Source organism: Candidatus Pelagibacter sp. RS39, from assembly GCF_002101315.1.
GTDB lineage: Bacteria > Pseudomonadota > Alphaproteobacteria > Pelagibacterales > Pelagibacteraceae > Pelagibacter.
Genome location: NZ_CP020777.1, coordinates 420,142 through 443,818, shown reverse-complemented (window position 1 = coordinate 443,818; position 23,677 = coordinate 420,142). Strand labels below are relative to the sequence as shown.

General features: G+C 33.2%; 22 protein-coding genes. 15 read left to right on the top strand and 7 right to left on the bottom strand.

Annotation, left to right across the window (positions count from 1 at the left end):
• Positions 1 to 72: 72 nt before the first annotated feature.
• Positions 73 to 1,758, top strand: a complete 1,686-nt coding sequence (locus B5L73_RS02340) for a formate--tetrahydrofolate ligase (RefSeq protein ID WP_085147415.1) — start codon at positions 73 to 75, stop codon at positions 1,756 to 1,758.
• On the opposite strand, the gene B5L73_RS02335 is transcribed toward B5L73_RS02340, so the two are convergent.
• Positions 1,755 to 2,717 (bottom strand): hypothetical protein, encoded by a 963-nt coding sequence (locus B5L73_RS02335; protein ID WP_085147414.1) that lies wholly within the window; start codon positions 2,715 to 2,717, stop codon positions 1,755 to 1,757. The two genes, B5L73_RS02340 and B5L73_RS02335, sit on opposite strands and share 4 nt — an antisense overlap.
• Positions 2,718 to 2,794: 77 nt before the next feature.
• Here B5L73_RS02335 and B5L73_RS02330 point away from each other — a divergent pair, with 77 nt between their 5' ends.
• Entirely contained in the window at positions 2,795 to 4,126 is a 1,332-nt protein-coding gene (locus B5L73_RS02330) for an NAD(P)-binding domain-containing protein (protein WP_085147412.1), read from the top strand.
• A gap of 7 nt (positions 4,127 to 4,133) precedes the next feature.
• Here the strand turns inward: B5L73_RS02330 and B5L73_RS02325 are convergent, their stop codons facing one another.
• From B5L73_RS02325 to B5L73_RS02300, 6 genes are all read right to left on the bottom strand, one after another.
• Positions 4,134 to 6,287 (bottom strand): ABC transporter permease, encoded by a 2,154-nt coding sequence (locus B5L73_RS02325; protein WP_085147410.1) that lies wholly within the window; start codon positions 6,285 to 6,287, stop codon positions 4,134 to 4,136.
• 2 nt (positions 6,288 to 6,289) lie between these two features.
• Positions 6,290 to 7,318: a quaternary amine ABC transporter ATP-binding protein gene (locus tag B5L73_RS02320; RefSeq protein ID WP_085147408.1), complete on the bottom strand. Its 1,029-nt coding sequence runs from the start codon at positions 7,316 to 7,318 to the stop codon at positions 6,290 to 6,292.
• Positions 7,319 to 7,381: 63 nt separating this feature from the next.
• Entirely contained in the window at positions 7,382 to 7,933 is a 552-nt protein-coding gene (locus B5L73_RS02315) for a hypothetical protein (RefSeq protein ID WP_085147406.1), read from the bottom strand.
• Positions 7,934 to 8,311 carry a hypothetical protein gene (locus B5L73_RS02310; protein ID WP_085147404.1) on the bottom strand — a complete coding sequence of 126 codons (378 nt, stop codon included), beginning with the start codon at positions 8,309 to 8,311 and terminating at the stop codon, positions 7,934 to 7,936.
• Between the two features lie 34 nt (positions 8,312 to 8,345).
• On the bottom strand, positions 8,346 to 8,807 hold the full coding sequence (locus B5L73_RS02305; protein WP_085147402.1) for a hypothetical protein: 462 nt from the start codon (positions 8,805 to 8,807) through the stop codon (positions 8,346 to 8,348).
• A 68-nt stretch (positions 8,808 to 8,875) separates the two neighbouring features.
• Entirely contained in the window at positions 8,876 to 9,820 is a 945-nt protein-coding gene (locus B5L73_RS02300) for an ABC transporter substrate-binding protein (protein ID WP_085147400.1), read from the bottom strand.
• A gap of 100 nt (positions 9,821 to 9,920) precedes the next feature.
• Here B5L73_RS02300 and B5L73_RS02295 point away from each other — a divergent pair, with 100 nt between their 5' ends.
• The 13 genes from B5L73_RS02295 to B5L73_RS02240 all read left to right on the top strand — a co-directional run bounded on the left by B5L73_RS02295 (position 9,921) and on the right by B5L73_RS02240 (position 23,672).
• Entirely contained in the window at positions 9,921 to 12,260 is a 2,340-nt protein-coding gene (locus B5L73_RS02295; RefSeq protein WP_085147398.1) for a DUF1989 domain-containing protein, read from the top strand.
• Positions 12,260 to 12,610: a hypothetical protein gene (locus tag B5L73_RS02290; protein ID WP_085147396.1), complete on the top strand. Its 351-nt coding sequence runs from the start codon at positions 12,260 to 12,262 to the stop codon at positions 12,608 to 12,610. Before B5L73_RS02295 ends, B5L73_RS02290 begins: the two co-directional genes overlap by 1 nt.
• 80 nt (positions 12,611 to 12,690) lie before the next feature.
• Positions 12,691 to 14,016 carry an NAD(P)/FAD-dependent oxidoreductase gene (locus B5L73_RS02285; RefSeq protein WP_085147394.1) on the top strand — a complete coding sequence of 442 codons (1,326 nt, stop codon included), beginning with the start codon at positions 12,691 to 12,693 and terminating at the stop codon, positions 14,014 to 14,016.
• 68 nt (positions 14,017 to 14,084) lie between these two features.
• Positions 14,085 to 15,554, top strand: a complete 1,470-nt coding sequence (locus B5L73_RS02280) for a glutamine synthetase family protein (RefSeq protein WP_085147392.1) — start codon at positions 14,085 to 14,087, stop codon at positions 15,552 to 15,554.
• 24 nt (positions 15,555 to 15,578) lie between these two features.
• Entirely contained in the window at positions 15,579 to 16,523 is a 945-nt protein-coding gene (locus B5L73_RS02275; protein WP_085147391.1) for a glutamine amidotransferase, read from the top strand.
• Positions 16,511 to 17,365: a GXGXG motif-containing protein gene (locus B5L73_RS02270; protein WP_085147390.1), complete on the top strand. Its 855-nt coding sequence runs from the start codon at positions 16,511 to 16,513 to the stop codon at positions 17,363 to 17,365. The genes B5L73_RS02275 and B5L73_RS02270 overlap by 13 nt, the downstream gene beginning before the upstream one ends.
• Complete coding sequence (locus tag B5L73_RS02265) at positions 17,365 to 18,783, top strand: FMN-binding glutamate synthase family protein (protein WP_075535842.1); 1,419 nt, start codon at positions 17,365 to 17,367, stop codon at positions 18,781 to 18,783. Before B5L73_RS02270 ends, B5L73_RS02265 begins: the two co-directional genes overlap by 1 nt.
• An 8-nt stretch (positions 18,784 to 18,791) precedes the next feature.
• Entirely contained in the window at positions 18,792 to 19,208 is a 417-nt protein-coding gene (locus B5L73_RS02260; protein ID WP_085147389.1) for a hypothetical protein, read from the top strand.
• Between the two features lie 124 nt (positions 19,209 to 19,332).
• Positions 19,333 to 20,733, top strand: a complete 1,401-nt coding sequence (locus B5L73_RS02255; RefSeq protein ID WP_085147388.1) for an ammonium transporter — start codon at positions 19,333 to 19,335, stop codon at positions 20,731 to 20,733.
• Between the two features lie 11 nt (positions 20,734 to 20,744).
• The gene (locus B5L73_RS02250) at positions 20,745 to 20,975 is read left to right on the top strand and encodes a hypothetical protein (protein ID WP_085147387.1); all 231 of its coding nucleotides are present in this window, start codon (positions 20,745 to 20,747) and stop codon (positions 20,973 to 20,975) included.
• 60 nt (positions 20,976 to 21,035) lie between these two features.
• A complete protein-coding gene (locus tag B5L73_RS06460; protein WP_198150124.1) occupies positions 21,036 to 21,194 on the top strand; it encodes a hypothetical protein in 159 nt (52 codons plus the stop codon).
• A 17-nt stretch (positions 21,195 to 21,211) separates the two neighbouring features.
• Positions 21,212 to 22,537 carry a type III glutamate--ammonia ligase gene (gene glnT, locus B5L73_RS02245; protein ID WP_085147386.1) on the top strand — a complete coding sequence of 442 codons (1,326 nt, stop codon included), beginning with the start codon at positions 21,212 to 21,214 and terminating at the stop codon, positions 22,535 to 22,537.
• A 1-nt stretch (position 22,538) separates the two neighbouring features.
• Positions 22,539 to 23,672: a diaminopropionate ammonia-lyase gene (locus B5L73_RS02240; protein WP_085147384.1), complete on the top strand. Its 1,134-nt coding sequence runs from the start codon at positions 22,539 to 22,541 to the stop codon at positions 23,670 to 23,672.
• Positions 23,673 to 23,677: the final 5 nt, after the last annotated feature.

The following is a 23,677-nucleotide window of genomic DNA, read 5'->3' as shown; positions in this document are numbered from 1 at the left end:
TTTTTAGATATTTCCAAAAGCTCTAAAAAGAGATACTAATCGACCAGTTTTTTTATATTTTAATAATATTCGATGAGCGACATAAAATCAGACATTCAAATTGCTCGTGAAGCTAAAATGCTTCCAATTAAAGATATTTTAGCGAAGGTAAATGTTCCAGATGAAAGTTCGGCTTTTAGTCCAATGGGGAGGCATATTGCAAAAATAAACTTAGAATATTTGGATACATTAAAAAATAAACCAGATGGTAAATTAATTTTAGTTACGGCAATAACTCCAACTCCTGCTGGAGAAGGTAAAACAACTACTTCTGTTGGATTAAATGATGGATTAAACAAAATTGGAAAAAAATCTATTGTATGTTTAAGGGAACCAAGTCTGGGTCCGTCTTTTGGAATGAAAGGTGGCGCTGCAGGAGGTGGATATGCACAAGTAGTTCCTATGGAACAAATTAATCTTCACTTCACTGGAGATTTTCATGCAATAACATCTGCTCATAATCTTTTGTCAGCATTAATTGATAATCATATCTACTGGGGAAATAAATTAAATATAGATGTTAGAAGAGTCGTTTGGAAAAGAGTTATGGATATGAACGACAGAGCATTAAGATCAATAAATATTAATCTTGGTGGTGTTGCTAATGGTTTTCCAAGAGAAGATGGTTTTGATATTACGGTTGCTTCTGAGATAATGGCTATCTTTTGTCTTGCTAATAATCTTGAGGATTTAGAAAATAGGATTGGAAATATTACAGTAGCATACACTCGAGAGAAAAAACCGATTTATGCTAAAGATTTAAATGCTCATGGACCAATGACTGTTTTGCTCAAAGAAGCAATCAGACCCAATATTACACAAACATTGGAAAATAATCCTGCAATAATTCACGGTGGACCGTTCGCAAATATTGCACATGGATGTAATTCAGTAATTGCAACTAAAGCTGGATTAAAACTTGCTGACTATGTTGTAACTGAAGCAGGTTTCGGTGCAGATTTAGGAGCTGAAAAATTTTTAGATATTAAATGTAGAAAATCAAATTTAAAACCAAGTTGCGTTGTTATAGTTGCAACTATAAGAGCTTTAAAGATGCATGGTGGTGTTGCAAAAGATGATTTAAAAAATGAAAATGTTGATGCACTTAAGAAAGGATTGATAAACCTTGAAAGACATATTGAAAATGTAAAAAAATTTGGTTTACCAGTGGCCGTAGCCATAAATCACTTTATAAAAGACACAGATAAAGAAGTAAATGCTTTAGTTGATTTCTGTAAAAAGCTAGGAGTAAATGCTAGTATTTGTAAACATTGGGCTGATGGTGGTGAAGGAACAAAAGATTTAGCTAAACATGTAACAGATTTATGTGAGAAGAATGAAGCTAAATTTAAATTTTTATATGAAAGTAAAACTCCCCTTTTCAAAAAGATAGAAACTATAGCAAAAGAGATCTATAGAGCTGATGAAGTTATCGCAGACACAAAAATAAGAGATCAATTAAAAAACTTTGAAGAAGCTGGGTATGGTGAATTACCTATATGTGTTGCGAAGACTCAATATAGTTTTTCTACAGATCCAAGTCTAAAAGGTGCTCCGACAGGTCATTCTTTGCCAATTAGAGAGATTAGGCTTTCATCAGGTGCAGAATTTATTGTAGTTGTTTGTGGAGCAATCATGACAATGCCGGGGCTTCCAAGAGTACCCGCAGCGGACTCTATTAAGCTTAATAAAGACGGTGATATAGAAGGTCTATTTTAAACTTTTATTTTAAATTTTTTATTCTCTTTAATTGTTTTAAGTAAATTAATCATCAATGGAATTTTCTTCTTATCAATTTTTTTTAAAATAAATGGTGCAATTTCTTTTGCAAGTTCTTCACCTTCAACAGTTTCTTTGGGCATAAATCTTTTTTTTGCAGTTTTAAATGTAAATCCTTTTCCCAAAAAGCCACCCATCTTACTATTTCTTCCACCTGCAGCACTTACATATAAGTCACCTACCCCAGCAAGCCCAAAAATAGTTTCATCTTTACCTTTGAAATATTTATTTAAGTATCTCATTTCAAGGATTGCCTTTTGAAATAAATTTGATGAAGAGTTAAGGCTTTGACCAGCTCCAATTATCATTGAATATATATTCTTTATTGCTGAACACACTTCTACTCCAACCACATCTTTTGAGTATTCTGTTAAATAATATTTTGTAGAGATTTTTCTTCCAATAGATTTTGCAATTTTAATATTCTTGTTTGCTATAATTACACTAGTTTGATTTTTTCTGGCTAATTCCTTTGCTAAACAAGGCCCTTTTAGGACTGAAATATTTTTTAAATTATAGTTTTTTTGAAGCTGATCTGAAATTGTTAATATCTTATTCTTTTTTTTCTCAAATTTTAATCCTTTAGTCAAAACCAAAATTGGAGTTTTAACCTTTAAATCTTTTAATTCTTTGCCAATAAAGTCAATACCTGGAAGACTTAAGGCTATTACTATCAAGTCAAAATTTTCTTTTAATAAATTTCTGGAAAATTTTCTAAATCGTAATTGTTTTGGTAATTTTATCTTAAGAGCAGAATGAAATTTTTTTTTAGAGGATAAGTCTTTAATAAACCTTTTGCTATAAGGTTCACTAATTGTCACATTATTTTTATTTTCTAAACTTGGGATTGTAAATGCAGAGCCCATTGCGCCTCCGCCGATAACTAAAATATTTTTCATAACAAATAATTATTTTATTGTAATTGTCATCATTTTGTTAGTAAAATACATAAATAATTATTTAATTTGGTAGATAAATGACAAAAGTAGCAATTATTGGTGCAGGGCCTTGTGGACTATCAATGTTACGGTCTTTTGAATTAGCAGAAAAAAATGGTGAAAAAATCCCTGAAGTTGTTTGTTTTGAAAAACAAGATAATTGGGGAGGTTTGTGGAATTACAGTTGGCGAACAGGATCTGATCAATACGGAGACCCTGTACCTAACAGCATGTATAGATATCTTTGGTCAAATGGACCAAAAGAGTGTTTAGAGTTTGCGGATTATTCCTTTGATGAGCACTTTGGAAAGCCAATACCATCTTTCCCACCTAGAGAAGTTTTGTATGATTATATTATTGGAAGAGTAAGCAAGGGGAATTTAAAAAAAAAGATAAAATTTAATACTAGAGTTATTAATACTATTTTTAAAAATGACAAATTTGAGCTTAGTTATCAAGATAAAGTTAACAATAAAGTATTAAAAGATAATTTTGATTTTGTTGTTGTATCAACAGGTCACTTTTCAGTTCCATTTATTCCAGAATACAAAGGAATGGATACATTTCCTGGAAGAATAATGCATTCTCATGATTTTAGAGATGCAGAAGAGTTTAGAAATAAAAATGTAATAGTGCTAGGTAGTAGTTATTCTGCAGAAGACATCGCACTTCAGTGCAATAAATACGGAGCTAAAAGTGTTACTATTGGTTATCGACATAACCCGATGGGATTTAAATGGCCTAATGGAATGAAAGAGGTTCATTATCTTGACAAATTGGTAGGAAAAAAAGCAATCTTTAAAGATGGCACTGAACAAGAGGCTGACGTTGTAATTTTATGCACTGGTTACCTTCATCATTTTCCATTTTTAGAAGAAAATTTACAATTAAAAACTAGAAACAGACTTTACCCACCAAAATTATATAAAGGAGTAGTTTGGCAGGATAATCACAAACTTTTATATCTTGGTATGCAAGATCAATTCCATACGTTTAATATGTTTGATTGCCAGGCTTGGTACGCAAGAGATGTTATTATGAATAAGATCAAAATCCCTAGTAATAGTGATGTTGAAAAAGATATTAATAAATGGGTTGCAATGGAAGAAAAGCTAGAAAACCCAGATCAAATGATTGATTTTCAAACTGAATATACAAAAGAACTTCATGAAATGTCTGATTATCCAAAAATTGATTTTGAGTTAATAAGAAAACATTTTAAAGAATGGGAACATCATAAAGTTGAAGATATTTCAACTTACAGAAATAAATCTTTTTCATCTCCAGTGACTGGTTCCGTTGCTCCTATTCATCATACACCATGGGCAACTGCTATGGATGATTCATCAAAAACTTTTTTAGACAAATAATTTTAGATTAATCAATACCTAGGTGTTTTTTTCTTTTTTGGACATAGGCTCTAATTAAATTATCAAATATTAAAGCTATAAAAGCCACACAAATACCAAGTGTTAATCCAATTCCAGCACCTTTTTTATCCGACAATGCTTTTAAAATATATTGACCTAAATCTTCTGTTCCAATAAATGCCCCAATAATTACCATGAATAGAGCAAATACAATCGTTTGATTTATACCAAGCATCATGTGCGGGAATGCCAAAGGAAATTCAATTTTAGTCAATCTTTGAAATTTATTTACACCCGACATAGTCGCTGCATCGTGTAGACCAGCTGGAACACTTCTAAGCCCTTCAATCGTATATCTTGTAGCGGGTATTGTTGCATAAACTATAACCGCAATAAGTACAGATGTGTCAGTTATACCAAATAGCATCATCACTGGAATTAAATAAACAAAAGATGGGAATGTTTGAAAAATATCACAAACACCCAGCATAAAGTTTGCTGAATGTTTATTTTGGAAACATAAAGTTCCTACTGTAAATCCAATTATACAAGAAACTATAACTCCAAAAGTTGCCATATATGCTGTGACTAAAGCTCTATCCCACCAAGGGCTGAATGCGATAAATAGTGTTAACGCACAAACTACCAATGCTGAACGTAAACCACCTATTAAATATCCTGCTCCAACAACTAAAACTATCGTAGCAATTGCGGGCATTCTTAAATATAGTGCTCTCATTGGCTGAAGCACATCTTTAATTAACCATGTGTTGAACGCTTTAATATATACAAAGAAAGTCTCAAATATCCAATCTACTCCTTTATTCCAAAAATCTGCGGTTGATATTCCTTTGTTATGTGGAATTTCAAATAAATAATTAAAAGTATCTTTAAATAAGAAAGTTCCAACGTATGCGAGTACTATTCCAATAACAAAAATAACGCCAAAAAATAAAATATTTTTATTTCTCTGATAAAAAGTAAGATTACCAAAATAATCTGTTTGTTTATTGGCCCATGCTAAAGACATCTTATCTAAAAGAATTGCAATTAAACTAATGCATAAGCCTGCTTCTAAAGCTAAACCAATATTCAATTGGTTTAGTGCTAATAATAAATTAAATCCTAAACCTTTTGCTCCAATAAAAGCTGAAATTACTGCCATCGAAAAACAGACCATGATGACTTGATTAACACCAATTAAAATATCTCTTCTAGCAGTAGGAATTAATACCTTAAACATTAGTTGAAAATTATTACATCCACTCATCCGTCCTGCTTCAATAACCTCTGGGGGCACTGCTCTTAGACCTAATAGAGTTAATAATATCATCGGTGGTATTGCTACGACCATAGTAATAATTACTGCAGCATGGTCGCCTACTCCAAAAAGAACTAATGCTGGAACTAATACGGCATATTGTGGCATTGTCTGCATTACAAGTAATATTGGATATAAAGCTTTTTCTACACGTTTACTTTTAAAAGCTGCTATCCCTAATCCTAAACCAAAAATAAATGATAATGGAGCAGCAACTAATATAAATGAAAGAGTTTGCATTGAGGGCTTCCATTGACCAAATACTGAAATGTAAACCATAGTTAAACCTGCAAACAAAGCTAGACCTTTGCCGCTTAGTTTGTACGAAAGTAAAGCTGCACCTGCTGCAACAATAGTCCATGGTAATCCTGGTAATTCAGCCCATGGGTTTTTATCTATCCAATCCCAACTGGTAAAGGCAACAATCGTTTCTAAACCTCCCAGTAAGATTTCTCTAATTAATTCAATTAGAAAAGTCATGAAGGCAGTCAGATTTCTACTAATTTGTAAAACTATAGGACGACTTTTGAATTCTTGAGTATCTTCATTCCAAACTTCTATTGGCATCCACTCGTTCATTAAAAAAAATAATGAATCATTAATCCAAATAGGTAACCATCCAAGTAACGGAGGTAATCTCCAGAAAACATCGAAAGCGTAATATCTTACTTCTTTACCTAAAAATACATAACTACTTTGATTTGGATCTTTAACAAATTCAGCTTGACCTCTTATGAACTTATATGTCTCAGGAACATCAATAGCAAAACATAAAGCAAAGAATACAATTAATAGGAATAACCACTGAAAAGTTTTTGGGTATTTTTTTAATAATTCCATAATCAATTATTACTTTTTCTTCCTCCAAAGACTGTATTGATTATTTTTACTGGATTAATAGAGCCTATAATTTCATTATTGTTATCAACTACAGCAACTATTTTTTCTTGAGTAAGAATTTTTTCAGCAACATTCTCTATGATTTCATTTTGGGAGACTTTTAAATCACCTAAATTATCTTTTGATGTATCCATTACATCTTTGATCAGTAAAACTTTTTCTCTTGGTACTTCTTCTGTAAATTTTCTGACATATTCTGTAGCTGGATTTAAAACAATATTGGCAGGAGTATCTAGTTGTTCAATTATTCCATCTTTCATAATTGCAATTCTATCAGCAAGTTTTAAAGCCTCATCAAAATCATGTGTGATAAACATGATAGTTTTTTGTAACTTGTCTTGAAGTCTTAAAAACTCATCTTGCATCTCTTTTCTAATTAACGGATCCAAAGCTGAAAAAGGCTCATCTAGGAACCAAATATCTGGCTCAACTGCTAAAGATCTTGCTATACCTACTCTTTGTTGTTGTCCTCCTGAAAGTTCTCTAGGAAAATAATTTTCTCTGCCTTCAAGACCAACTAGTTTAACCATATCCATTGCTTTATTTATACTGTCCTCAGTTTTGACACCTTTAATCTGAAGTGGGAAAGCAATGTTTTCCACAACTGTTTTGTGTGGAAGTAAAGCAAAGCTTTGGAAAACCATTCCCATTTTATTTCTTCTAAGATCTATAAGATCTTTATTATTTAATTGTAATAAATCCTGACCCTCTATAAAAATTTTACCACCCGTTGCATCAGTCAATCTTGAGATACATCTTAATAAAGTTGATTTACCTGAACCAGATAAACCCATAACAACTAACATCTCTCCTTTTGAAACTTCAAAAGAGGCGTTGTTTACTCCAACAATACAACCATTTTCTTGAAAAGTTTTAGCATCAACATTCCCATTCGAGTCTTGAAGCATCTTTTGAGCATTTGCTCCAAATATTTTATATACATTCTCACATTTGATAACTGGCTCAGACATAAATTTTAATTAAGTTATATGAAATTAGGACAAAATTAAATCCATAATATTGTTACTTTCCCCCTAAAAATTTTTAATATAATAAACTCTAGTATCAATTCCGGTACTTAAAAAACTTAATGCTTCACCACTTACAGTTATTGACTCGTCTACCCCAACATTATTTCCACTCACTGTGAACCCTGCAAAACACTTGTTTTTCTCCTCATCCCACTTAACAAATGTTTCATCAATCTTATTACCATTTATTGTGTAAATTTCATGTGCTCTAAAATTAAGAAAATTTGCTCCCATAATTGCACGTTGAGGAATTAATTTTGTAGCTTTACAAACTTGCTCATAAACTTCATCCGTTAACTTAAAATGATCTGTGCCATCAAAGGTTACTAATATCCCTGAGGGCAATTTAGAAATTAATTCACTTAATTTCTTTTCTTGAGCAATCCTTTCCTCTTCTAATTTCATCTTTCTAACAAGTTCATCACCACCACCAAACATTATGTTAAGAACAAAAAAAGATAGGGATATTGTGAGAATTATAAGTACCAAGCCACCAAACTGTTTTGTGGTCTCGGGTAAATATTTTACTTTATTTAAAAAATTTTCTTTTGACATTTACTCTTGTAACTTTCCATTTTTCCATAAGCCAGATTTTTGAGTTCCATCCGATGAAGTAAAAGTGCCTTTGCCATTCATAAATCCTTTTGACCATTCACCTTCATAAGTTGAGCCATCTGGAAATGTTAAGACACCTACCCCGCTCCATTCACTATTTTTAAATTCTCCTTTATAGATATATCCATTAGGCCAAGTTTCAGTCCCTTGACCGTTTTTTTTTGTGCCTACCCATTCACCTTCATAAGTAGTTTTGTCTGTGTAAACCCACTTACCAAAACCATTTTCACAGTTTCCTTCTTTGCATCCTGTGCTTCGAGCTATTGCAACTGAACTGATAAGTAAACTTAAAATTATCGCTAAGAGATACTTTTTCATAATAATATTTTACACAAAATTTACCAAAAAAAAATCAGACTTTTTGGTCATGTTTAATACATGAATATATTGAAATATATTTTTCTGCATTTTCACTTTTTATATTTCTTGTAATTTCATGAATTAACTCTCCTGTTTTTCTAGTAATAATACCTGACTCTGAATAATTTTTTTCTTGATCAATCGATTTAAATAAAACTACGTCTTTATTAACAACCTTAACATTCAATTTTTCTGTATCTGAGAGAAATAAAGATAATCCTTTAATTAAAAGGGTTTCTGGTTGTTTTGATTGAATTTCAAATTTATCCAATCCTTTTTCATTCAAATCTTTGGCTAAAAAAGTTTGATAATTGTGCTCTGAATTTTTAATTATTTTTTTTTCTAAATCACATACAAACTCAAGATCAATGTTCTCATTAATACTTACATCTTTTGCAAAAGTTTGGCCAAAAAATAATAAACTAATGACTATGCTCAAAAAATATTTGTTCATCTTTTTTTTTAAAAAAAAATCTCCCCCAACATTGTTGGGAGAGATTCAAAGATTTAGTTACTTTAACCTTATTTAATAAAAGCTTTCCAAACTTTCTTGTTATCTTTAAGCCATTTTTTAGCTGCATCTTCGTGAGTCATTTTGTCAACGTCAACTAAAGCTGCCATTGCACCAATTTGACTTGTTGTGAAAGAAAGTTTTTTAAACATAGCTGCTGCATCTGGATGAGTTTTTGGAAAGTCAGCATTAACTGCTTTCTTCAAATAACCATCTGGCGAACCACATTTACCATCTCCACCATCCTCAGGTCTGCAACCTGCAGTGTACGGAGGAAAGTCGATAAATGTAAAACCAGCACCATCAGTAAAGTTTGGTGTCCAGTTAAAGATAATTGTTCCTCTTCCTTCTTTTTCAGCTGCTGCTAACTCTGCCCAAAGTGCGTCCGCACTTCCAGCAAATTTAACCCACCAAAGATCTCCTAAACCTAAAGCGTCAACTCTTTGAGGGATTAAGTCACCGTGCCAAGTTTGTGGACCTTCCAACATTCTTCCTTTTCCATTCGGAGAGTCAGGTGTTGTAAAGTTTTTAGCACAGTCTGGGTTTTTCAAAGCAGTCCAGTCTGGTAATCCTGGGCATAAACCTTTTTCAGCAACCCAGTTAGGATACCCCATATCCTCTAGAGTTCTAGCTTCATGATCACCCCAGTCAAGTAAGCCACCTTTATCTAGAGCTGTTGTAAATGATTTACCAAAAGCTGATTCCCATACTTCATGAGATAGAGTTACGTCACCAATTCTAATTGACTCGTATACTGCTTGTGAGTCAGCATTCACATATTTAACATTGTTTCCCATGCTTTCCATTATTCCACCAATAACGTAAGCCATTACAATTTGACTTGACCAGTTATGAGTTGGGATAACGATGGGCTTTTTGCTATCTGCATTCGATAAACTAGCAAAACTTACTGCTGAGATTATAACTGCAGAAATTAACGATATTATTTTTCGCATTTATTCCCCTTTCTTAATATTAAGTGCCATTAGTATGTGCCTAAGTAAAATGATAGTCAACTAGAAGATTTAATTATAATATGTAAAAAGAATTATAAAAATGTCGCAAACTACTTTAGATATTAAAGAGCCTGGTCTCAATGTTTTACCACCTGGAGTTGAAAGACATGTTGTCAACGCTGGAGGTCTTACTGGCTTACAGATTTTTCCTGATGATGAAATAGAAATTATAAATGAAGAAGGAAATCAAATTTGTGAAATTATTTGTTTTGATAAAGATGGGAAATCTGAACTTGGAATTTTAAATCAAAAAGAAAATTGTAAAAAAAGTTTTATAAAAGAGTTGCTTAAAGGCAAAGACGAAGCTTCTTTGATAACAAACCTTCAGTTAAAAAAAAGAAGCTTAGATATTAACAAATCTAAATCGTCAATTTTGTTTGATGAACAAACTCCAAGTGGTGAAAAAATAAAAATAAAATCTAAAGATAAATGCTATGTTATTTTCGCAGCTCCACAAAATGATATGCTGGTATCTGAACAAAATCCATCAAGCGACTTAACGTTATTTATTAAAAGAGATAAAATAGTTAATGACAAAGAATTATCAATAATTCCTGATCCTATTTATGAGCCTAGACATGAGGAAAATATAGAAAGGCAAACCGCCATTTCATTTGAGGTTAAGGAGGGAGATTTTATTCAAGTGATAAGTCCGGCTGGAAGACAGTGTTCTGATTTTGTGGCATTCGATACAAAAAAACTTGATAAGAAAATTGAAAAAGGTCTTGATTGGCAAACCACTCGAACTTTTATGGGAAATACTTTTCCAGGTCCTGGTTTATTTTCAAAGTTTTATGACACTGATCATGAGCCCTTGGTTGAAGTTATAAGAGATACTGTAGGTAAACATGATACATTTAATCTTGCTTGTACTTCAAAATACTATGAGGATGCTGGTTATTTCGGTCATGCTAATTGTTCTGATAACTTAAACAATGCTATGGCTAAGTATGGAGTCCAAAAACAAAAGGGTTGGCAAGCTATCAATTTGTTTTTTAATACTTCGGCTACAGGGTTAAATTCAGTCATTTCAGATGAATCGTATGCAAGACCTGGAGATTATGTAATGTTCAGGGCTTTAAAAGATTTAACTATTGGAACAACAGCTTGTCCTAGTGATATAGATGCATGCAACTCGTGGAATCCAACTGATATTTTTGTTAGAACTTACGATAAAAAAAAAGAATTTTCAAAATCATTTGCTTTTAGAATGAAAACAGACTCTGAAAAAAAACTTACTAGAAACTCTGGCTTTTACGAAAAGACATCAAAGCTTACAAGAAATTTTATCGATGCCAGAGGTTTTTGGCTACCTAATGATTATACTAAGCACGGAGTTGTTGAAGAGTACAACGCTTGTAGAGAAAAAGCAGTTTTAATTGACTTATCTTCTTTAAGAAAATTTGAAATTATAGGTCCTGATGCTGAAGAATTAATGAACTATACACTTACAAGAAATATAAAAAAACTTGCTGTTGGTCAGGTTGTTTATTCTGCAATGTGTTATGAAAATGGAATGATGTTTGATGATGGAACATTATTAAGACTTAGTGAAACTGGTTTTAGATGGATTTGTGGGGATGAATATGGTGGTGAGTGGCTTAAAGAAATAGCTAAAAAGAAAAACTTTAAGGTCAACGTAAAAAATTCAACAGATCAAATAAGTAACGTATCAATACAAGGTCCAAAAAGTAGAGAGATATTAAAAAAAATGATTTTTACTCCACCAACACAACCAACTATTGAAGAGTTAGAATGGTTTAGATTTACCATTTGTAGAGTTGAAAACCTTCAGGGTATTCCATTGATTGTTTCAAGAACTGGATATACTGGTGAACTTGGTTTTGAAGTATGGTGTCATCCAAAACATGCATCTGATGTTTGGGATAAACTTATGGAAGCTGGAAAAGATGAGGGTTTAATACCTGCTGGATTTGCAGCCTTAGATAAACTTAGAATTGAAGCTGGTCTAATTTTATTTGGAAATGAATTTGATGGTCAACAAGATCCTTTTGAGGCTGGAATAGGTTTTGCTGTTCCATTGAAAACTAAAGAGGAGGATTTTATTGGTAAAGAAGTTTTAAAGGAAAGAAAAGCAAATCCTCAAAAAAAACTTGTGGGTCTAGAACTTATTGGTAAAGAAGCAGCTGGACATGGTGATTGTGTACACGTGGGAAGATCTCAGGTAGGTGTAATAACAAGTGGTTGTTTATCCACAACTTTAAATAAAAATATAGCTTTATGTAGAATTGATACACAATATTCAATTGAGGGAACTGAAGTTGAGGTTGGTAAAATAGATGGTCATCAAAAAAGAATTGCTGCAAAAGTAGTTGGGTTTCCACATTTCGATCCGAAGAAAACAAGAGTCAGATCCTAATGCCAAAATCAGCAAAGGATTTATTGGAATTTTGGGAAGATCAGATGAAACTTTCTCATACTTCTAGTAATTACTTTTTTAGAAAATCGCCTTCACATTATCATATGATGCTTTTAGTGATGCATGCATATAAATATAAAGAAAATCTTACTGTTGAGGAACTTAAGACTAAACTATTTAAAACTTCGCGTCCAAAGTCAGCTTTGATGATAAATGAGGCTTGTGAAAAAGGTTTTTTCTTTTTAGAAAAAACCTCAAATGATCAAAGAAAAAAGCACATTAAACCAAGTGAAAGTTTTATTAACGAGTTCAATAATTATCTAGAAACACTAAAACATCTGAGTTTTTAATATTTGTACAAGTTTTACTTATATTTTTTATATATATAAAAAACTATATATTTAAGTCGCACGAAAAATAAAGTTTGCATATGTCATTACCGACAAAAGCAAAAGTAGTAATAATCGGTGGAGGTATCCACGGTTTAAGTACTGCTTGGAAATTATCTGAAACTTATAAAAATCCTGGTGACATTGTAGTCCTTGAAAAAAAAGACACTGCTGCTGGAGCAAGTGGAATTGCATGTGGAGTAGTTAGAAATAATTATTTTCAACCAGCAATGAGAGAACTGATGGCCCACTCAGTCTCTGTTTGGGAAAGTGATCCAAAAGCATTTAAATATAATCCAGTTGGTTATTTACAAATATCACCTGAGGTTATGCATGAAGATGTTGCGAGCATTTATGAGCAACAAAAAGCAATAGGATATGAATCTGATTTTATAGAGGGTGAAAAGGATTGCATGAAATACATGAAGGGCATGTTTGATGACTGGCAAGCCCAAGGTATAACTTCAATTCTTCATGAAAAAAAGGGTGGATACGCATTTAATAAAGACTCTATTAAAGCTTTAGAAAATAAATCTACTTCTAACGGTGTTCAAGTGATGAAAGGTGTCAAAGTTACAGGATTTAGAAGAGGAAGTAATAGTAAAGCGGTTACAGGGGTTGAAACAGATAAAGGCACAATTGATTGTGAACAAGTAGTAATTGGAGCAGGACCGTGGGCTAGAGATTTTTGGAACATGTTGGAATTACCTAAAACAGCAAACATAAAAGGTAAAGATGGTAAAATGCATGTAACTGATATGTGGACTTATTGGATGCTTCAAGAGGGTGTTATTGGTGTTGAGCCAGATTTCTTAAAGACAAATGATGGAAAACAGCCACCAGTAGTTCATGTAGACTCGACAGCACCATTATATTCAGACAAAACAAAAAAATTAATTACAGATAAAATTTGGGGAATTTATTATAAACCTGATATTGATGGTTTAGGAGTTCAGGGTGGAACATCACCTTACATTGTTAAAAAACATTTTGATCAGGTAAATGTTGATCCTTATGGAATTGAGTCTCCAGAGTATCAAACCACTGATGCGTTTAGTGATATGTGGTGCTCTGCTTTAGCACATTGCCAAAAAAGATTTGAGGGAAAATCTGATTTATATAGAAAAGGTCCATCAGGTGGTCTTGGATGCATGACACCAGACTCATTTCCAATCTTTGATAGATTTTTTGAAAACGTATATATGATTGCCGATGCTAACCATGGTTATAAAATGATTGGTGTTGGAGAGCTTGTTGCAAAAGAAATTCTTGGTACTGAAAGTGATTTATTGAAACCGTTTAGATTCAACCGTTACGAGAAGGGAGAACTTCACCCTACTTCGAACAGTCCGTTCCCTTGGAGTTAAACTCTAAGCCTAGACACTAATAAATTTTTCAGCTACGCTTGAAAAAATATAATTCATTGAGGGGAAAAATGACGGATCTAGAAAAGCACGTAAACCGACCAGGTAGAGACAAACAAGTTAAAAAAGTAAGAGAAAAAATTAACGAATTAGGAATTACTTATATCTATTATCAATTTATTTCTGTAACAGGGAGAGTTGTAGGTAAAGGAATACCTGCAGATCATTGGGAAAGAACAGCAGAAAAAGGTTTTCAATTAGTATACGGAGCTACAGCAAACTTATTTTTAGATCGTCATAATAATTATATAGGTTATGGACCTGAAGCAATGGAATTAGTTGGTATCCCTGATCCAGAAACTTTTTGTCAATTACCATGGGACAAAAGAGTAGGAAGAGTTTTTGTAACATGTTTCAGAAACAGAGAAGAGAGAAATAATCCTGGTGGACATTTAACTTCTGACTGTAGAGGAAATTTAAGAATTTTCATGGAAGAATTTGAGAAGAAACATGGACTTGAGTTAAGAGTTGGAACAGAGCCTGAAATGATGTGGCTTACAAAAAACGAGGATGGAACGCCTACTGGAAAAGGTTTTTCTAAACCATTCTGTTATCATATTGATCAATTTGAATCTTTAAGACCTGTTTTTATGAAGGTTATTGAGTATTCAAAAGCTATGGGTTTAGATATGATTCAAGGTGACCATGAAGATGCTCCAGGTCAATTAGAATTAAATTGGACTTACGACAATGTACTTCGAAATGCAGACAGACTTTCAACTTATAGACAAATATGTGCTCAAGTTGCAAGAGAACATAACTTAATTGCATGTTTCATGACTAAGCCTTTTATGGGTGTGTCAGCTAGTGGTTGTCATACTAATATGTCTTTATGGAAGGGTGGAAAAGTAAAAACTAACAAACTTGGACATAAAACTTTACCGGCTGTTGAAGAGGTATTTGGTTATGTTGAAGGTGGAACTAATACTTTTATGCCTGATACAAAAGATATGCAGTTACCAGGTAAAATTGGTTTACAATCAATTGCTGGTATAATGGAACACTTGCCAGCTTTAACTGCGTTAGGATCTTCAACGGTAAATTCTTATAGAAGATTATGGGATCAAGGTTTTTGGGCACCTGTTTATGCTGACTGGGGATACCAGAACAGAACTTGTGGATTAAGAGTTTCTGCTCCTGGAAGATTTGAATATAGATCAGTAGACTCTATGCATAATCCTTACTTATTAGGTGCTGCATTATTAAAAGCTTGTGATCATGGAATAAGTAATAAAATGAAACCAGCTGATCCTGAATCTAGAAATATTTATGAAGCTCAAAAAGCTGGTAAGGATGTAAAAAAACTTCCTTTAAGTTTAGGAGAAGCTTTGGAAAGATTATCAGAAGATGAGGTAATTAAATCAGCTATGCCTGATGAAATGTATAAAGTTTTTCATTGGTATAAAAATGATGAATGGGAAAGATTTTTAGGAGCAACAACTCAATGGGATCTAGATACTTATCTAGATTGTTTACCATAAAAAATACGGAAAGAGGAAAAGTATATGTGCGGAATTGCGGGATTAATTCATAGAGGAAAATCTTCAAAAGTTGGTCATGAGCTTCAAGGTATGTTGCAAGCGCTGAAACATAGAGGAGAAGACTCTACGGGTTATGCTTTATATGGAGACACTGATGGAAAAAATTTTATCATGCGTTTCAAAGTTGGAGAAAACGTTGGTGAGGGTAGTACATCAGTTGCTGAGGATGTGTCCGTTTATGATGAAAGAAAAAAGATTGTTGATAGTTATCTTAATGAAATGGGTGCAAAAATTATCAAAGAAGAAAGGATACTTCCTTACTCTTTAAGATACGAAATAGAATATAATAAAAAAGATTTATTAGAATTTTCACAAAAAATAGAAAGTATTCCAGGAGTAGAGATACTTTCAATGGGTAAATCTTTAGAAGTTATTAAGGATCTTGGGAATGCCAAAATGGTTTGTGACAGATATAATCTAGACAAACTTGTTGGTACTCATGCGATTGGTCACGCTAGAATGGCTACTGAGTCAGGGGTAGATATTAAATCTGCTCACCCATTTTGGGGTTATCCGTTTAGCGATGTATCAGTTGTTCATAATGGTCAGCTTACAAATTACTGGAATAATAGAAGAGCTTTAGAAAATAAAGGAATGAGATTTATGTCTGAGTGTGACTCAGAACTTATCGCAGTTTATTTAGCTGAAAAAATGAGAGAAGGAGCATCTCTTGAAGAGGGTATGAAAGAGTCTCTTACTGGATTAGATGGTGTTTTTACTTATTTTGTAGCTACAAAAGATTCTTTAGGAATGGCAAAAGATACTATGGCGGCAAAGCCTTTAGTTTTATATGAGTCAGACGATTTAGTAGCGATGGGTTCAGAAGAAATAGCAATAAGATCAATTTTACCACAAGAAATTGATACTTATGATCCATTCGATGGAGAGGTAAAAGTATGGCAAATATAAAAAGTGTTTCAAAGAAAACTAAAGCCCAAGCAATGGGTATGCACACTGAGGTTTTAACAGGAAGAACTCAACAAAAATTTTTCAATCCCGATGAGGCAGAAAACTTTTATTATTTTGGAACTCATGATGTTGATTTTAATAAAAGAACTGATCTTGATGTAAAAGACATGAGTGCAGCGGAAGCAAATAAAGAAATAGATAATTTAATGAGCCAAGGATATGGAACAATCGTTATTAAAAACCCACAAGGTAAACATAGTTTAGGAGTTGGGATATTAAATAAATTAAATTTAATTTTTGAGGGAAGTTTAGGATATTTTGGAATGGGTTCATGTGATGGTCCAATCGTTCGTATCAATGGAAGAGTTGGATGGTCTTGTGCAGAAAACTTAATGGCAGGTAAAGTTGTAATTGAGAAAAATGCTGGATCTTGTTTTGGAGCTGCCATTAGAGGTGGAGATTTAATCTGTAAAGGCAGTGTTGGTGCAAGAACAGGTATTGATATGAAAGGTGGTACAATAATTATTGGTGGTGATGCTGGTGCATTTACTGGCTTTATGATGCAAAGAGGTAGAATCATCATATTAGGTGATGTCGGAATAAATCTAGGAGATTCGATGTATGATGGGACAATTTTCGTAGGTGGAGAAATTGGTTCTTATGGTAGTGATGCAGTAGATGCTGATTTAACTAAAAGTGATCAAGATTGGCTTAAGAGAAAGCTTAAGGTTGCTGAGATTGGCGAAAATTTTGATGTAAGTAAAATGAAAAAAATTGTAGCAGGTAAAAAACTCTGGAATTACGACAACTTAGAACCTACTGAGAAAAAAGGAGCAATTTAATGGCTAAGAAGAAAAAGAAAAAAAATGGTAAATTAAAAACTAATGGTAACGTTGGAGGAAAAGCAGACGTTCACTTAAGTTCAAACGGTGGAAGAAATAAAAGCTTATTAGGTCATAACGCAATTTTCACTCCTGAAGTAATTGATGATATTCATATAAAATCTCAGTTGGGTAGATACAGAATGCGTGGAATGGCATTAATGAAAAAAATTCCAACATTTGATGATTTAGTTTTCTTGCCAGGAACTCTTACTAGATTTGTTATTGAAGGTTACAGAGAAAAGTGTGAAACAAAAACTGTTATTGGACCAAGATGTGAAAATCCAATTGAATTAGATATTCCAGTTTATATTACAGGTATGAGTTTCGGTGCTTTATCTTATGAAGCAAAAACTGCATTAGCTAGAGGAGCTACAATGGCAGGTAGCGCAACATGTTCTGGTGAAGGTGGAATGATACCAGATGAAAGAAGATATTCTGAAAAATGGTTTTATCAATGTATTCAATCCAGATATGGATTTAACCCACATCACGCACAATTAGCTGACGGTATAGAAGTTTTTATTGGACAAGGACAAAAAGTTGGTATGGGTGGTCACTTGATGGGTCAAAAAGTAACCGACCAAGTTGCTGAAATGAGATCACTTCCATCAGGTATTGATCAGAGATCTCCTGCAAGACATCCTGACTGGTTAGGTCCAGACGATTTAGCATTAAAAGTAGAGGAACTTAGACAGCTAACAAAAAATAAAGTTCCAATTCAATTAAAATTAGGTGCATCAAAAGTTTATGATGATGTTCGTATGGCTGCAAAATGTGATCCAGATTCTATTTATCTAGATGGTATGGAAGGATCTACAGGAGCAGGTCCACACATCGCTGCAGCAAACACTGGAATTCCTGGTATCGCAGCTATTAGAGAAGCAAGAAGAGCTTTGGATGATGTAGGAAAAACTGGAAAAGTAACTTTGATTTATGCTGGTGGAGTTAGAGACGGTGCTGATATGGCAAAAGCATTAGCTTTAGGTGCAGATGCAATAGCTATTGGTACTGGGTCTATGATTGCACTAAACTGTAACAAAGATATTCCAGAAGCAAATTTTGAAAAAGAAATGGGAGTAAAAGCAGGTGAATGTTATCACTGTCATACTGGAAGATGTCCTGTAGGAGTTGCTACTCAAGATCCAAAATTAAGAGCAAGATTAAATCCTGATGATGCAGCATTGAGAGTTTATAATTATTTACATTCTATGACTCTTGAAGCTCAGTTGTTAGCTAGAGCTTGTGGTAAAACAAATATACATTCTTTAGAACCTGAGGATTTAGCAGCACTTACTTCTGAAGCATCAGCTTTAGCAAAAGTTCCGCTAGCAGGTACTAATTATACTGTTGGAGTAGATAACTTTCATAAAATTTAGAGGTAAAAATGGCTAAGAAAAAAAATAAAAAAAAAGTTTCTAAATCAGTAGTTATTAAAGACCAACAGCTAGGAAAGAAAAAAGAAACAGCTAGAGAAAAGATGATTGGTCAATCTATTGGCTATAGATATGACGTTAATCTACTGCCAGATTATAAAAAAATGACACCATTCCTTAAAAAGTATGTAGAGGCAATGGGCTGGGATGATTTGAATTGGTTAGAAGATGTTCATATGGGTTATGAAGAAGGAAGACCTGCTGTATTTTGTAGAAATGCTAATGGTTGGGTTACAATCCCATCATCAATCAAATTACCAGATAACCAACAAGACAGAGACATGATCGCAAGAGAACTTTTAGTAAAATTTCAAATGTCTCCAAAACATCCTCTTGTTGATTTGAAAAAAGCTTACCTAAAATTTTAATTACACAATCTTAAGTTGATTCTTTTTTAAAACCTATTGTAAATATTAGGTTTTATTGAACTGTTTCATTTGTAACAACTTTCCAAATTTTATAGGCTTTCAAAAACTAATATGGAGAGAGAATATGACTGATCAGTTAGGTGCTCTTACTACTATATTTACAGAATTTTACTACTGGGTAACAGTGGTACTGATGTTCTTAATTCACGTCGGGTTCTGTATGTATGAAGTTGGAGCTTCTCGTTATAAACACCATCAACATACTCTTATGAAAAACACGATGCTGATACCTTTGGTAACAGTAACTTGGTTTTTATTTGGTTGGTGGATTTACTGGGCTTTCCCAACAGGACCAGGGTTAGCACCTTCAATTATGAATGAAAGTACCGCTCTAATTACAGATGACTCTGCATTTAGTGCTACGTGGTACACTGCTACAAGTGAGTTGATGGCAATCAATTTAGGAGATCACATTTCTGGTGTCTTCTGGGCTGCTTTCCTGCTCTTCTCATGGACAGCTGCTTCCATTGTCTCAGGAGCAATAATTGAAAGAATTACAACCTTTGCATTTGGTATTTTAGCAATTGCAATTGGTTCTGTATTCTGGACAATTGATGCTGCTTGGGGATGGCACTTTGATGGTTGGATGTTAAAACTTTTAGGATATCATGATGCTTATGCGTCAGGAGTAATTCACGCAATTGCTGGTGGATTTGCTTTAGGAGTTCTAATGGTTTTAGGACCAAGAATTGGAAAATTCTCATCAAGTGGTGAGCCAAGAAATATTGGACCAAGAAATCCTTGGCTAGTAACGATTGGATTATTTCTAATTTATACTGGTTTCTGGGGATTCTATGCGGCATGTAATATACCAATATTTGATCTTGGGCCTGAATACGGTATGGAAGGCATAAGCTATTGGACGGCAACAAACATATATGTAACCCCTACTACACTTAGTGGTATTACTTTTAACTTCTTGATGTCATTATCAGGAGGATTATTAGCCGGTTATTGGATTGCAAAAGGTGATCCTTTCTGGACATACTCTAGTGGACTAGCAGGTATCATATGTGCTTCAGCTGGAAATGATTTATATCATCCAATTCAAGCAATGATCATTGGTATGATCGGTGTTGTGATATCGTACAAACTACATTATTGGGTTGAGCGTAAGTTCAAAATTGATGATGCGGTTGGTGCAGTTGCGGTTCACGGTTATGCTGGATTTATTGGTCTAGTAATATGCGGTTTCGTTCTAAATGGTTATCCTTCATCTGGTTATAGTGTTGGAGCTATGTGGGATGGGACTACTTATGCAACAATCAATCCATTAGGACAGTTCATAGGAGCACTAATAATGTTCGTAGTTCTTGGACTAATACCAGGCTATGTTATTGCAAAAGTTCTCGCGGGTATGGGTAAATTAAGAATCCCACGAGAGGTAGAAATAGCAGGTCTAGATTATGAAATGATGGAGGCTGCTAAATCAGATGAAAAAGCAGTTTCATCTGCAACCAGGTAAAGGAGAAATATATGGCGACTGTTACAAACTGGATAGATCACCTAAATAAACCAGCAGAAGAAGTTGTTGGTGCTGTTTATCCTGGTGCAGGATCTAGTGAAGGTATACTTGTTATACTAGCTATAATTTTATGGGTTGGTTGGACTGTTTTGACTGCCAAATCTGAAAGCGATGAGCTTGAAAGATTGGGTAGAAAAAGACATGGTCCAAATGACCATAAAAGCAATATTACCGATTGGTAATTTAAACTAAAAATTTGGGCACTGTTAATCACAGTGCCCATTTTTATTTCTTAACTAATAATGCCTGAAGAAGATAATAATAACGAAGAATTAAGACCAACTAAAATGCGTGGTGTTGTTTTTCCTAAAGCAAAGTATGGTGTAATTATAGCAGTTATAATAATTATCTGTGTAAATTTAATTCTATATAAGGAAACAATTTTTTCCTTTTTCAAATAACTATGTTAACCTAATTTGTGTCAAAAAATTTATTTAAAATCGCTAAAGAAAAAAAAATCAAATATTTTTTAATAAGTTTTGTTGATCTATTTGGAGTTCTCAGATCAAAATTAGTGCCAGCACATGCAATTAAAGAAATGCAAGAAATTGGCGCGGGATTCGCAGGATTTGCTGCATGGTTGGATATGACACCTGCGGACTCTGATATGTTTGGAATTCCTGATCCTGATAGTTTAATTCAATTACCTTGGAACAAGGAAGTAGGATGGCTTGCCTCGGATCTTTGGATGAATGGCAAACCAGTAGATGCCTCACCAAGAGTGATGTTAAAGAAACAAATCAAAAAACTCTCAAAACAAGGATTGACTATGAAATCTGGTGTGGAGTGTGAATATTTTTTGATATCTCCAGATGGAAGCTCAATTGCTGATCCAAGAGATACTCAATCAAAACCATGTTATGACCAATCAGCATTAATGAGAAGATATGATTTAATTAAAGAAATTTGTGATTGTATGATTGAAATGGGATGGGGTCCTTATCAAAATGATCATGAAGATGCTAATGGCCAATTTGAGATGAATTGGGATTATTCAGATTGTTTAAAGACTGCAGATAGACATACATTTTTTAAATACATGGTAAAAACTATTGCTGAAAAGCATGGTCTGAGAGCAACGTTTATGCCTAAACCATTTGAAAATTTAACTGGAAACGGTTGTCATGCTCATATTTCTGTTTGGGATGGAAAGAAAAATAAATTTCTGGATAAATCTAATGAATTAGGTCTAACTAAAATGGCATATAATTTTTTAGGTGGTGTCATAAAACATGCTTCATCTCTATCTGCATTTTTCAATCCAACAATCAATAGTTACAGAAGAATTAATGCACCTCCAACAAAATCAGGGGCATCATGGTCACCAAGTAGTATATCTTATACCGGTAATAATAGAACACATATGATAAGAATCCCTGATCCGGGAAGATTTGAATTAAGATTAATGGATGGATCTGCTAATCCTTATCTGCTTCAAGCAAGTGTTATCGCAGCTGGAATAAACGGTATTAAAAACAAAATTGACCCTGGTAAACCTCTTCATTGTAATATGTATGAGGACTTTGCAAAATATCCAGATCTTCCAAAACTTCCTGATGAATTAGATCAATCATTAAAAAAATTAAAACAAAATAAAGAGATGAATGAGGCTTTTGGTACTGATGTAATTGATAGTTATATAAAGCTAAGGAGCACAGAAATTAAAGAATTTAATAATGTAGAGAAATTTGATAAGTCGAAACCTATAACCAAATGGGAAAGACAAAATACTCTAGATTGCTAAAGTGAAAAGCTTAAAAAATCTTAAAAGCTGGAAATATAAAAAATTATTAAAAAATAATCATTTTAGTTTTAAAAGAAACTATGTTTTAAAACAACTTCCCGCTTCACTAATCACCAATGCTTTTAAAGCTATATCAGGTTGGAAAAATTATAAACCAACTCCTCTTTTATCACTCGATAAATTAAGGAAAAATTTAAGCTTTAATAATATATTTTATAAAGATGAGTCTAGGAGATTTCACTTAAAGTCCTTTAAGGCTTTAGGAGGGGCCTACGCAGTAGAAAAAATATCTAAAGGGAAAAAGAATATGGTAATTTCGTCTGCAACAGCTGGTAATCATGGTAGATCTGTCGCCTGGGGTGCAAAAAGATTAAATTTGAAGTGTAAAATTTTTGTAAGTCAATATGTAAGCCAAACAAGAGTTCGTGAAATAGAGAAGTTTGGAGCTGAGGTAATAAGGGTTAAAGGAAATTATGAGAATTCGTTAGAGGAATGCAAAAAACTCTCGAAAAAAAATAATTGGCAAATTGTTCAAGACGTCTCTACTAAAAACTATAAGTACATTCCCCAGCTTACAATGGCTGGATATTCTATTATGATAAAAGAAATCTCTAAACAAACAAATCATTACATAACACATATATTTGTTCAAGCTGGTGTTGGAGGATTAGCAGCAGGTGTAGTTGCAGGTGTAGCAAAATATTTTAAAAGAATTCCAAAAATAATTGTTGTTGAACCTGACAGAGCAGATTGTGTTCTTCAAAGTGTAAAAGCAAAAAAACTAAAAAAAATAAGAATAAAAAAAGAAAGTATTATGGGTGGGATGTCATGTAATGAAATGTCACTTGTTCCATGGCAAATATTAAAAAAAACTTCTAACTATTGCGTATCTGTTGCTGACAAAAATGTTGCCAAAACAACAGCGATGCTAAAGGATAGAAAATTAAGTAAAGGTTCAATTGTAGGAGGTGAATGTGCAACTCCTGGGATTATTGCACTGATAGGTTTAGCTAACAATCCTAAAGCGAAAAAATTATTAAATTTGAACAAAGATTCCAACATTCTTGTCATTGGATGCGAAGGAAATGCAGATGTTAAACTTTACAAACAACTGCTATCTAAAGGTAGAAAATAACATTT